This is a genomic window from Ktedonobacterales bacterium (assembly GCA_036557285.1).
Lineage (GTDB): Bacteria > Chloroflexota > Ktedonobacteria > Ktedonobacterales > DATBGS01 > DATBHW01.
The window spans coordinates 92498-104804 of sequence record DATBHW010000044.1 but is presented as its reverse complement, the minus strand read 5'-3'; the positions used below and the strand labels follow the sequence as shown (position 1 = coordinate 104804).

Below are 12307 nucleotides of genomic sequence, written 5' to 3'. Positions count from 1 at the left end.
ATCCTAATCTTTGATGATTCTGCCTTCAGCACATTCACCAGGACAGATAACGCCAGATTCTCATCAGGAGCCTCCCTGGAGAGAAGCGAGAAAAGAACGCCCAGGCGCAGATCGAGAAGCAGGTAAGATTACGATGCTACACAGAGGTGTTCCAGTATGAGCGGGCAACCTGAAGGACTCTCACCCTACCCTCTTGACCTCTCGCCTCTGTTGGCGTTGTCGCGTGGGATGTTCAAGGAGCAGGAAACGGCCCCTGATGCGTCAGAGTATCAATTGCCGAATGGTCATCAGCCGACCATCGCTGCCCAGGAGGCGCTTATTTGCTGGAACGACTATCTTGTCACAGGTGAAGAGCAGCATCGGATGGCTTTTCTGGCCCAGGCCGCGTGGTTTCTGGAGCGTGCAACACCTTTTGCCGAGGCTGTGTCTGGCTGGCCTGTTTTGATGCGGTTGTCCACGCTTCCTGAACCTGTGCCACTACTTTCCGCCTCCACACAGGGTCTGGCGCTCTCTGTGCTGGTGCGTGCTTACCGGCTGACGGGTGATGAAGCTTTTTGGCGCGTGGCTCAGCGCGCCGTTCGCGCCTTTGATCTGGATATTTTTGATGGTGGGGTGAGCGCGCCGGTTGGAGGTGAAGGCATCTTTTTTGAGGAGGTAGCCGCTTATCCGGCTGCGCATCATCTCAGTGTGTGCGTGATTGCGCTTCTAGGCTTATATGATTATCTGGCAGTGGCTGATGACACGCGAGTTGCTGAGCTTGTTCATCGCTGTCTTGCTGCGCTTTCCGCCCTGACGCCCGCGTTTGATACTGGCTACTGGTCGCGCGCGGATTTAGCCTCAAGACGGCTGGCTGACCCGGCCACGCACGCGCTGCACATTGCATTACTCAAGGCGCTGGCGCGCGCTTCGGGCGATGATGCCTGGGCAGCGCTGGCGGCGCGCTGGGCAGGATACCAACATGCTCTGCACTCTCGCTTCCACTATTTCTTCGCCCGCAAAGCGAGCCGCGTGCGACAAACATTCTGGTTCTGGCTTCAGCGCCGCTTCTTCCCTGGCGCTGAAGGCGCGGGGCAGCAAAGTACGCGAAAGGTCTGTGTACCCATCACGGCTTTCCCAGTAGCTGGCGGCATGCGCAGTGTCCTGGCCGGGGTGGCGCAGGCGATGGCTGGTGTGTGGGAGATTGAGTACCTGGCCTGGCGTATCGGGCAGGACCACGAAGGCATGACGATCCGCTCGTTTGGCAATGCCTATACCGCCTACTGGCAATTTCCTAACGTCTGGTTCTATGTCTTTGCTGGCTGGCGGCGGCTGCTTTCCTTGCTTCGTCACGGCCAACGCTATCATGTGATTCTGGCCCAAGATGGGGTCTTTACCGGCGCCTATGCGGCTCTGGCCGCCAGGCTGGCGGGCGTGCGAGTCGTGTGCATGGATCATGGCAATATCACCTTGCCCTCTAGCCCCATCTTTCGCGCTGAACGGCTGAAAAGGTCTGAGGCGGCGCCCTGGCGGTCCAGGATGCTTTCGCGTTTGCGGTTTGCCTGCTACTGGCCGTCACTCCGCCTCTTGACTCGTGTCGCCACCAGTGCTACAGATTTCTTTTTACCTGCTGGGGATGCCGTTGAGACAGCTTACCGTCAGGGGTTCGGCGTCTCCGCAGACCGGATCAGCCGCTTTCCTTTTCTGATTGATACGGAGCGTTATGCTCCCTGTGATGGGCTGGAGAGAGCCAGGCGACGGAAGCAGTTGCAGCTTCCTGCTGATGGCATCGTGATCGCTATGGTGAATCGGCTGGCGCCTGAAAAGGGTATTGATGTTGCGTTGCAAGGGATCAGCAGTGCGCTCAGCAGGCTTCCTACCACTCTTGGTTCCAGGGTGCGCGTAGTTATTGCCGGAGATGGACCATTGCGCGCGCGGATTGAGGAGGATATTCGCCGTTATCAACTGGAATCCACGTGCCTGCTGTTGGGCGAGACGACCAGAGATGATGTGGCGCTGCTCTTGAGCATCAGCGATCTTTTCCTTTTTACGGCCATCCGCGACATCAATTCAGTGGCTGTGCTTGAGGCAATGGCTGCGGGGCTGATGGTGATTGCTTCGATGGTTCCCCCTTCCAAGGCGGCGCTCCTTACGGACGGGCGTGGCATGGCGATTCCTGTTGGCGATGCCGAGGCGGTGAGCGCGGCTCTAACAGAAGCTCTGCGTGATCTGCCGACAACGCGGGAGATGGGGGCACGAGCGAGAGCGTATATCGAAGCGCACCATCGCGCTGAGGCACTCAGACGCTGCCTGCTGCGGGCCACTGGATGGCCTTTGGCGGTGAATGATGTCCATTGGAGACAGCGCAAAGATGAACTGATCGTTGAGGAGGTTAGATAAAGCATGAGCAATCCATCCCGGCGCCGCTCGTTGTGGCGCTCACTCCCCCTGATCGCTGACTGGGTGGCATGGCGAAATGAGGTCAACTTGCCTCATTATCGCCTGGCGAAGCCGACACAGCAAGCGGCTGAGCTACCTCTCTATCCGATAGATATGTTTGCTGCGCTGGCGCTGCCGCACGGAACACTCGATGAAAAGGGCGTTCCATATAATGCGCAGAAGGGCGAGCATCCGGCATGCTATCAGCCAACGACCATTGCTCACTATGCCCTGGCGCATTGGAATGCCTATGTAGAGACTGCGGGCGAGCAGCACCGGCAGGCGTTTCTCACCCAGGCAAACTGGCTGGTGGAGCATGCAGTGCAACGGGATAGCGAGGTGAGCGTCTGGCCGATTCCCTTCCCGTCCTCCAGCTATCACGCGCCTGGACCCTGGCTTTCCGCCATGACACAGGGCAATGTCATTTCCGTCCTGGTACGCGCCTACCGGCTCACCGGCAATGAGCAGTTTCTCAGGGTTGCCCAACGTGGTGTGCGCCCCTTTGAGCATGATATTCTCGATGGTGGGGTGAGCGTGTTTCTGGGGGAGGATGGCGTCTTCTTTGAGGAGGTGGCCGTATACCCGGCGGCGCACATTCTCAATGGCTATCTCTACGCGCTCTTTGGCCTGTATGATTATGTGGCGCTCACGAACGATAGCCAGATCAACGAACTGATCCAGCGCAGTCTTGCCACACTCCATAGCTGGATTGATGACTATGATACTGGCTACTGGTCGCGCTATGATCTCTTCAATAAGCATCAGGCCGCCCTCTCCTATCATGCTCTGCATATTCTCCAGCTTCGGGTGCTGGCCCAGCTTTCCGGCTGCGCGCATTGCGCGGCCCTGGCGGCGCGTTGGGAGCAGTATCAGCGGAGTTCCTGGAGCCGTTTCCGTCACTTCGGCGCCAGCCGCCTGTGGCGCTACCGTCGCAGGTTACAGCGAACCTTCCTCAAAGGGTCCGCGCCACAGGTAGCCAGGCCAGCGCCTGTGACAGCAGGTGATAGTCGGTAATATAGCAGGCTGTACAGTTTAAGGTAAGCTTATCATGCCTTTAAGTAAGCTCTATCAGCGTATCGGTCTGATGCGCCAGAATACGAATGAGGTTGTCCAGGGAGAAGCCCAGCGCCCGCTCTTGCCTGAGGAGCAGGAGAAGGCAAATCCCCAATCCTCGCCTGAGGAGGAGGAAGCATTTGCCCAGTATCTTTCGAGTTCCCTTCCTGACCTCAATATTGATAAATTTCCAACTGCCCCAATGCCACTCTACACGCTAAATAACTGGCCGACTCAACCCCTCCCCCGGATGCCGACGCAAAAGTCGCTGCTCCCTGAGCCTGTGGAGGCTGATTATTCATCCGATGGTAGGCTGGCGACCCTGGTATCCCCAGAGACTAAATCGTCTAGTATCGAGGCGCTCACTGAACCTAGGGTCAGCAGCGCGCCTGCCGCCAGCTATGTCGAGACAGCGCGCACGATGGTGAAGAGTTCTGGGATTTATGCGCTCGCCTCGTTAGCTTCTCCCCTGGTATCGTTGGTGCTGGCGCCGTTCCTGACACATCGTCTCTCGCAAGATTCTTATGGTATGCTTGCCGTCCTGACGACAGTGCTCAGTTTAACGACAGGCATTACCCAGCTTGGTCTTGGCTCGGCATTCTTTCGCGTGTATAGTTATGAGTACACTGAGCCGCGTGACCGGCGCTCGGTGCTTGCGACGATCATTGTGCTCTTGCCTCTCGTCTCCATACCAGTGGCAATTGTCGCTTCGCTTCTCGCGCCTGCCCTGGCCGGGGTGCTGCTTGATGGCCGCTCGTCGCTCGGCGGCCTCATTACCACAACTGCCTGGATTGTGGTGGTGCAGAATCTCACCGTCCCTGGCTTTGCCTGGCTGCGCGCGGAAAACCGCCCTCTGTTCTATTCCTTGCTCTCGATAAGCAATGTGCTGATCGTGCTGGGCGCTAATCTGCTGCTGGTAGGGCTGCTAGGTTGGGGAGTGGAGGGTTCGCTGCTTGCCACGGGGAGCGGCTATGCCAGTGTGGCGCTTTGTACTGTGCCGGTTATCCTCTGGCGTTCGAGATTGCGTGTGCGCAAAGATATTGCCTGGAGCCTGCTCACATTTGGGACGCCACTGGTTTTTAGTGCTGTCTCTTACTGGGTGCTGCAAGTCTCCGACCGTTATCTGCTGAGCCTGTTCGGTTCGCTGGCGCAAACGGCCAGCTATACGGTCGCCTATAGCCTGGGGTCAGTATTGGCTACGCTGGTCATTGCCCCCTTTTCCCTGGCCTGGCCTGCCACAATGTATGCTGTAGCCAAGCGCAAAGATGCCCCACAGGTCTTTCGGATGATCTTTCGCTGGTTCAGCACGGTGCTGCTGTTTGTAGCTTTTGCCGTCTCAATCGGTGGCACCCTCCTGTTGGACTGGTTGTTTCTGAAAAACTACCACTCGGCGGCGCCCATTATTCCCGTTGTAGCCGAGTCCCTCGTCTTTTATGGGCTGTACAGCGTCTTTATGACCGGAGTCAGTGTCCAGCGCAAAACGTGGATGCACGCCGCCTTCACAGCGGGGGCGGCCTTTGTGAATTTTGCTCTAAATCTGCTACTGATTCCGCGCTATGGCGCGGCGGGCGCGGCAGCCTCCACCTTGATTGCTTATATCGTGCTGGCCCTGGTGGGGTACCTGGCGAATCAACGTATCTATCCTGTTCCGTATGAAATGAAGCGCTTTTTGCTCGCCCTTCTGATGGGCGTCGCGCTCTATATAGGCGCTGACGTGTTTTCGCTGGAATGGGGCGTCTTCTGGCGTTGGCCTCTGACCTTTGTGTGCCTGATTCTCTATGGAGTCTTTCTTCTCTTCCTGGCAGGAGGGATAGGTCTTCTGCGCGCTCATGGCGCTCGTTTGATTACTCGTATTGCTTCGGATTGGAGAGTCTCGTAGCATGGCGCAAACGCTTTCTTCTACTCCTCAATCACCAACAGATCAGGTGCAAAGCGCGGCCCCGGCGCGTGTCTGCATGCACGTTCTGGGGAGAGTGCGTATCGATGCCCGCGTGCTGCGCGAGGCCGATGCTTTGGTGAAAACAGGGATGGCTGTTTCGATTGTAGATGTGGAGGCCCAGCGCACCTACCCTCGTGAAGAAGACTTCCAGGGTATCCGGCTGAAACATGTGAGAATGCCCAGTTGGTTCGTTCCTACCCGCCGCTTCAAGCTCTGGTTTCTCGTCAAGGCATTCCAGCTGTTCTGCCGGGGGACGTTTGCCCTTCTGCGTACCTCTGCCGATGTATATCACGCCCAGGACACGAAGGCGCTCCCCGCCTGCTGTATTGCCGCCTGGCTGCGCCGGAAGCCACTCATCTTTGACGCGCATGAGTTGCCATTAGTGGAACAGGGGGTGACTCGGTGGCGGCGGCTTCATGCCCTGGCAACCCGCGCATTCAGGTGGATGATTCCGCGCTGCATAGCGGTTATTACAGTCTCCCCCCCCATCGCGCAGGAGTTGCAGCGCCGCTATGGTGGACCAACGCCGGTACTGATTCGTAATATGCCAAACTACCAATCTCCTATTTCCAGTGACCGGCTCCGCCGCCAACTGGGCCTCAGCCCTCAAACGCAGATCGCGCTCTATCAGGGCAACCTTCAGCCAAATCGAGGGCTTGATCGACTAGTCTATGCCGCCAAGTTCCTTGACCCTGGCGTTGTGATCGTGATGATGGGACGCAATGTTATGGATATTGATCTTGAGGCGCTGATTGCTCAGGAGGGGGTTGCTGACCGAGTGAAGGTTCTTCCGCCGGTTCCCTATGAGGAACTGCTGGAATGGACGGCCTCAGCCGATATAGGCCTCACCCTGTTTGACCCAGGCTATTCGTTCAGTATTCGAATGTGCCTGCCCAATAAGCTTTTTGAGTATTTGATGGCTGGCCTCCCTGTCCTGGCCTCATCGCTGGATGCCGTCGCCGATGTGCTGAAGACGTATGACGTAGGAGTCGTGGCTCCTTCGCTGGAGCCAGCGGAGATTGGCGAGGCGATCAACAGGCTCTTGGCCGATAGCGCGGCGCTGGCGCGCATGAGGAAGAACGCGCTGGCGGCGGCTCAAAAGGATCTGCGCTGGGACGTTGAAAGCCAGCGCCTGCTGCAACTCTATCAGCAGGTGCTTGGTAGTTTCGATAAGGGCTGATGGGCCAGCCTCTGGGCCTGCGCATGATCAATGTATATCGAATCCTTCCTCATGTCCATACTATGAACTTTCATATAACAAAGAGGATATTGTGATGATTGGGCAACCTGCATCTGTTACTACGCCGACAGCACACACGCAACCTGAAAGTCGGCTTGCTGGTAAGAGGGTCTGTATGCACCTCTTAGGAAAGGGGGATACTGATGTTCGTGTGATGCGCGAGGCTATCTCGCTGGTCGAGGCGGGCCTGGCCGTCACGGTTGTGGATACTGAAAATGACCGCGCGCGGCCACGCGAGGAAACGGCTCAGGGTGTTCGGATAAAACATGCCCGCACGCCTACCTGGCCTCACCTGGGGCCGTTCAAGCTCTGGCTCCTGCCAAAGGCCAGCCAGATGCTGGGGAGTCTATTCACGGTTCTGCGTACACCGGCAGACGTATATCACGCACACGATATTACCGCCTTGCCCGCTTGCTATCTGGCTGCCGTTCTCCGGCGCAAACATCTGGTCTACGATGCCCACGAACTACCAGTGACAGACCCTTCAATTACCAGGCGCCCTGTTCTCCGTTGGCTGACTGCCGCTCTGTTGCGAGGCATGATGCCCCGGTGTGACGGTGTGCTTACCGTCTCACCTCCTATTGTGGCTGAACTACAACGACGTTATGGCGGACCAACCGCTACAGTAGTTCGCAATCTCCCTGTATACCAGCCCCCGGTTACGAGTGATCGGCTGCGTCGCCTGCTCAAGCTGGACGCGGAGAGCCGTATCGCCCTCTATCACGGTGGTCTCCAGAATAATCGCTCGCTTGATAGGCTGATCTATGCAGCGCGTTTCCTGGCTCCCGGCAATGTCATCGTCTTGATGGGCAAGGGGCCGATACAAGCTCAATTAGAAAGATTGATCATTGAAACGGGTGTGGGCGATCAGGTAAAAATCGTACCTGCTGTGCCTTATGAAGAACTGCTGGAGTGGGCCGCCTCGGCTGACATCGGTCTTACCCTTTTTTTACCGAGCTATTCGGTCAGTATTCAATTGTGCCTGCCGAATAAGCTCTTTGAGTATTTGATGGTGGGATTGCCTGTCCTCACGTCGCCGCTGGAAGCCATTGTGGATATTGTTCAACGCTATGAAGTCGGGCGCATGGTGTCCTCGTTGGAACCAGAAGCAATTGGAAAGGCGATCAATGATTTGCTGGCGGATTCTCAAGCTCTGGAGGAGATGCGCACCAATGCGCTGCGGGCGAGTGAAACAGATCTACACTGGGAGGTTGAGAGTGGGCGTCTGATTACGCTGTACCAACACATCGCCAGTTTTCCCAACTACGGTGGCATTGAGTGAATCTGGCGGTAAGCTCATAAAGCGGAGGGGACAAATTGCCATGCCTAGTGAACAATATAGTACTGCTTCTGGCATGCCAACGAATATCTTGCCCGCAGTGAAAGAACGGGAGCAGGTGCTTTCGCTCAGGCAGCGGTTAGTGGGCTGGTTTGTCTCGCCCAATGCCTATCCTTTGAAGCTGTTTGTGGTGAGCCGCGCGTTCTTTATCGCGCTGACGTATGGTGCCCTTGCCTTGCTTTCTCCAGACCATGTTGGGCGAAATTGGGCTGGAATCCGTGTGGCCTCTTTGGTCCTGGCGTGGGATCAGCGGGATGTCAAGTTTTATCTTGGCCTTGCCAGCGAGGGCTACGCAACCTATAGGCCCGGCATCAGCAGCGCCTTTTTTCCACTTATGCCCCTTGCCACCAGGATCGTCGCGGAGCCGCTCAGCCTCATTAATGGGAAATATGCTTATCTGCTGGCTGGTATGCTGGTGTCCAATGCCGCGTTTTTCGGTGCAGCCTGGTTTTTTTACGCGCTGCTGCGCCGGGAATTCGGTACTGCGACGGCGCAGCGTTCCCTGCTTTATTTGATGGTCTTTCCCAAGGCGCTCTTCACGTTCGCTGCGTATTCCGAAAGCCTGTTTTTGCTCGTCTTCATTGCCAGCTATTATTTCCTGCGCCGCAAGCAATTCGCGCTGGCGGGCCTCTTTGCCGGACTTGCCATGCTGGGGCGATTCTTTGGCATCATCCTGGCGCTGCCCTTCATAGTCGAGCTGGCCTGGTATTGTCGCAAGGATTTGCGCAAGTGGCTCCGTCATGGCTGGTCACTGCTGGCTATTCCAGCGGCGCTGGCAATGTACATGGCCTACCTCTACTTCGCCCTGGGCAACGCGCTGGCGTTTTCCCAAGCGGAAGATAGCTTTGGGCGTCATTTTGTCGTGCCGGTCCAGACGTTGTTGACGGCCTTGTGGACGATGCGCGATTTAGCCTTTGGCTCCATGTATCAGTTCGACCGGGCATTCGACCTCACTATCGTGATCGTGGAATTAGCTCTCTTGCTTGCAGCGCTAACACCGTGGGGCTTGCGGCGCTTCCGCGTGCCGATCAGCCTGACGCTGTTAAGTCTGGGCGTGTTGCTGATCCCGCTCAGTGATCCTTTGACGACCTACCTACCAGCTTACACCTATTCGACATCACGGTACCTTCTGCCCGCCATTGGGTTTTATGTGGCGCTGGCCCGCTTGACAGAACGTAGGCCACGCTGGCACGAAGCCATTTTGGTCTTCTTTATTGGTTTCCTGGCGCTGTTCACCGTGGGCTTTGTCATAGGAGCCTCTGTCGTTTAACGCCAGCGAAGTTGCTGCGCAGATCTGCCTCCCGTGCGCCATGAGGAGAAATGAGTGAACGCAGTTACGGGTGGCTAGTACAGTACGTCGTAAAAGTTGAGGTTGCGAGAGCCTGAGATACGCAACAGTTCACCATATTAGCAACCTGTGAGGGACTGGGATGCCGCTCCCAAGAGCGATTAGGATAGGTTCACATGGCAAACATCTTGTTTTTTACACCCTACTACCCACCAGAGGTTGGGGCGGCTCAAACGCGGATTAGCGAAACTGCGGTGCGGCTGGTCAAGCGGGGGCATAAAGTGACAGTGCTGACGACGCTGCCAAATTATCCCCTGGGGAAAGTACCCCCTGAATATCGTGGCCGCGCCCGTCGTCGTGAGATACTCGATGGAGTCTCCGTCGTGCGGGTATGGAGTTATATCACTCCTCATAAGGGATTTTTCCACCGCATCCTCTCGCAGCTCTCCTTTGGCTGCCTGGCGCCTTTCCTGGGCGCCAGAGCGGTTGGGCAACCTGATGTGATTGTGGTGGGATCTCCACCGCTCTTTGATGCCATTGGTGGGCGTCTCCTGGCGCGCTTCAAACGGCGTCCCTATGTGTTGAATGTCGCGGACATCTGGCCGGAGGCAGCAGTTCAGTTGGGCGTGTTGCGGAATCGTTTCCTGATTCGGCTGGCAGAGTGGCTTGAACTCTCCAGCTATCGCCGGGCTGCCGCCATCTGGTCGGTGACACAAGGGACACACCAACTGCTGCTCAAGCGTGTCCAGCCTCCTGAGAAAGTATTTTTGGTACCCAATGGCGTGGATACCGAAAAATTTCGCCCGCTTCCCCAGGCTCAGGCGCGCGCTGAGGTAGGCTGGGATGCCAACAGTTTTATTCTGCTGCATGCGGGAGCCGTTGCCCTGGCGCATGGTCTGATGGTACTCCTTGAGGCCGCTGAACACTTGCGTTCTTATCCAGATATTCGGCTGATCATTCTTGGGGAAGGCACTGCCAAGGCAGCCCTGGTGGCCGAGGCAGAGAGGCGACACCTAACAAATGTGGTCTTTTGGGGCGCGCAACCTCATGACCGATTGCCTGTGTTTATTGCCGCAGCGGATGCCTGCCTGGCATCCGTACTCAAGGCGCCTCTGTTCGAGGGAACTGTGCCTGTCAAGGCATACGAAGCTATGGCTTGCGCGCGCCCGCTCGCCCTGGCTGTGGATGGTGAGGCGCGGCAGCTTATTGCTGAGCAAGCTGGGGCGGCGCTCTATGTGGAACCGGGGAGCGCCAGCGCGCTGGCGCACACCATTCTTCAACTGCGCGATCAGCCAGAGCTGGCCCGGAGCCTGGGCCAGCGGGGACGCGAGTTTGTCAAAGCACACTTTGATCGGGATCAATTGGTCGTGACATTAGAGGAGCGCCTTCTGGCTTTACTGGAGAGGCGGCAGGAAGAGGCTCAGGCTCATCTTCCCGTGTTTGGAGGATCCTCAGATGCCCAGTGAGGACGGGCGCCTTATCAGAGGATGCTTAAGGAGCGGTATGGATGTTACCTAAGCATGACGATCTCCCCCTGGAAACCGGCGCGCAAGAACACAGCGGGAGACCAACAATACCTGCCAGGGGAATCCAGTTTTCGATAGCGAAACGCCGTATCCTGCTCATACAGGGCGATATGGCCGTGACACTGCTCTCGGTACTGTGTGCGCTGTGGCTGTGGGCGCTCACAGCCCAGGAACCCTTCACTCTGGCGTTTATCTGGGAGCGCGTCGTCTGGTTTTTTGTCCTGCCCCTCCTCTGGCTCACCCTCGCCCACGCCAACGATTACTATAACCTGCGCGTCACTTCGCGTTTCTCCAGCAGTGTGACACGGCTGGCCTGGATCTCGTTGCAACTGGTGCTGGCCTACGGCATTATCTTTCTCCTGGCCCCACGCAACCTGTTACCCCGCGCCTTTATTCTCTATTATGCGATCCTCTCTCTGACCATGATTGCGTTGTGGCGCGCCGGGCGGTTGTTTCTGACCAGCCGGTCCAGCTTTCGCCGACGGGTGTTGATTGTGGGTACCGGCAGCGCCTCCCAGGCCATTTGGGAGGCTATTAAGCAGGAAGTACAACACGATTACGAGATCGTCGGCTGTGTGACCAGTGCGCATGACCGCACCCCTGCTGTGGAAGGGGCCGCGCTCTTAGGTACGGGAAAAGAACTCGTAAAGCTCGTGCAGCAGTATGGCGTCTCTGAGCTAATCGTGTCCTATGTCAACGACGTACCTAATGACATCTTCCAGGGCTTGATGGCTTGCTATAGACAGGGCATTGCGATTGTACCCATGCCTATGCTCTATGAGCAGATCACCGGGCGTATCCCTATCGAACTGGTCGATCAGCACCTCTGGGCGCTGGTGCTGCCACATGAAGAACGCTCGCTGGTGTTCAATCTCTCTCAGGCGCTCAAACGAGGCATTGATCTCCTGTTGGCGCTGGTCGGCCTGGCGCTCTTCGCCCTCTGCTTTCCGCTGCTCGCGCTGGCGATCAAACTGGATTCGCCTGGCCCGATCTTCTATCTTCAGGAACGGGTAGGCCGAGGTGACAAAGTCTTCAAGATCGTGAAGCTGCGCTCGATGATTGATGGCGCCGAAAACCTGACCGGCGTTCGCTGGGCAACCGACCACGATACACGGGTGACGCGCCTGGGCCGGCTGATGCGCAAGGTCCGGCTAGACGAAGTCCCGCAGCTCATCAATGTGTTGGCAGGGGAGATGAGCCTGGTCGGCCCTCGCCCGGAGCGCCCGGAGTTTGTGCAGCTCTTGGGAAGCGAGATCCCCTTTTATCAAACCCGGCATGTGGTCAAACCTGGCCTGACGGGGTGGGCGCAGATTCGCTATCGCTACGGGAACAGCACCGAGGATGCGCTGCGCAAGCTGCAATATGACCTCTACTACATTCGGCACCAATCGCTCATCTTCGACCTGACTATCCTGGCGCGTACCATCATTACCATCATCAAGTTCCAGGGAACCTGATCGGCCCGGCTGACTCTTCGCCGCTTGATGCAGCGTGCTCCTCTTGCGAT

8 protein-coding genes are annotated in these 12307 nt (G+C 57.2%); all 8 read left to right on the top strand.

Features of this window, described 5'->3' with window-relative positions; genetic code table 11:
- Positions 1-156 precede the first annotated feature (156 nt).
- The 8 genes from VH599_13120 to VH599_13085 all read left to right on the top strand — a co-directional run bounded on the left by VH599_13120 (position 157) and on the right by VH599_13085 (position 12257).
- Entirely contained in the window at positions 157-2376 is a 2220-nt protein-coding gene (locus tag VH599_13120; GenBank protein HEY7349248.1) for a glycosyltransferase, read from the top strand.
- Between the two features lie 3 nt (positions 2377-2379).
- The gene (locus VH599_13115; GenBank protein HEY7349247.1) at positions 2380-3429 is read left to right on the top strand and encodes a D-glucuronyl C5-epimerase family protein; all 1050 of its coding nucleotides are present in this window, start codon (positions 2380-2382) and stop codon (positions 3427-3429) included.
- 34 nt (positions 3430-3463) lie between these two features.
- The gene (locus VH599_13110; GenBank protein HEY7349246.1) at positions 3464-5347 is read left to right on the top strand and encodes a lipopolysaccharide biosynthesis protein; all 1884 of its coding nucleotides are present in this window, start codon (positions 3464-3466) and stop codon (positions 5345-5347) included.
- A gap of 1 nt (position 5348) precedes the next feature.
- Positions 5349-6587, top strand: a complete 1239-nt coding sequence (locus tag VH599_13105; GenBank protein ID HEY7349245.1) for a glycosyltransferase family 4 protein — start codon at positions 5349-5351, stop codon at positions 6585-6587.
- Positions 6588-6762: 175 nt separating this feature from the next.
- Positions 6763-7929, top strand: coding sequence for a glycosyltransferase family 4 protein (locus tag VH599_13100; protein ID HEY7349244.1), 1167 nt, complete (start codon positions 6763-6765; stop codon positions 7927-7929).
- A gap of 40 nt (positions 7930-7969) precedes the next feature.
- Positions 7970-9256: a glycosyltransferase family 39 protein gene (locus VH599_13095; protein ID HEY7349243.1), complete on the top strand. Its 1287-nt coding sequence runs from the start codon at positions 7970-7972 to the stop codon at positions 9254-9256.
- Positions 9257-9450: 194 nt separating this feature from the next.
- Positions 9451-10740 (top strand): glycosyltransferase family 4 protein, encoded by a 1290-nt coding sequence (locus tag VH599_13090; GenBank protein HEY7349242.1) that lies wholly within the window; start codon positions 9451-9453, stop codon positions 10738-10740.
- Positions 10741-10781: 41 nt separating this feature from the next.
- The gene (locus tag VH599_13085) at positions 10782-12257 is read left to right on the top strand and encodes a sugar transferase (protein ID HEY7349241.1); all 1476 of its coding nucleotides are present in this window, start codon (positions 10782-10784) and stop codon (positions 12255-12257) included.
- Positions 12258-12307 lie beyond the last annotated feature (50 nt).

Excerpts from the sequence above, each read along its gene's own strand:
- VH599_13120 (HEY7349248.1), top strand. The coding sequence starts at position 157 with ATGAGCGGGCAACCTGAAGGACTCTCACCCTACCCTCTTGACCTCTCG.
- VH599_13115 (HEY7349247.1), top strand. The coding sequence starts at position 2,380 with ATGAGCAATCCATCCCGGCGCCGCTCGTTGTGGCGCTCACTCCCCCTG.
- VH599_13110 (HEY7349246.1), top strand. The coding sequence starts at position 3,464 with ATGCCTTTAAGTAAGCTCTATCAGCGTATCGGTCTGATGCGCCAGAAT.
- VH599_13105 (HEY7349245.1), top strand. The coding sequence starts at position 5,349 with ATGGCGCAAACGCTTTCTTCTACTCCTCAATCACCAACAGATCAGGTG.
- VH599_13100 (HEY7349244.1), top strand. The coding sequence starts at position 6,763 with ATGCACCTCTTAGGAAAGGGGGATACTGATGTTCGTGTGATGCGCGAG.
- VH599_13095 (HEY7349243.1), top strand. The coding sequence starts at position 7,970 with ATGCCTAGTGAACAATATAGTACTGCTTCTGGCATGCCAACGAATATC.
- VH599_13090 (HEY7349242.1), top strand. The coding sequence starts at position 9,451 with ATGGCAAACATCTTGTTTTTTACACCCTACTACCCACCAGAGGTTGGG.
- VH599_13085 (HEY7349241.1), top strand. The coding sequence starts at position 10,782 with ATGTTACCTAAGCATGACGATCTCCCCCTGGAAACCGGCGCGCAAGAA.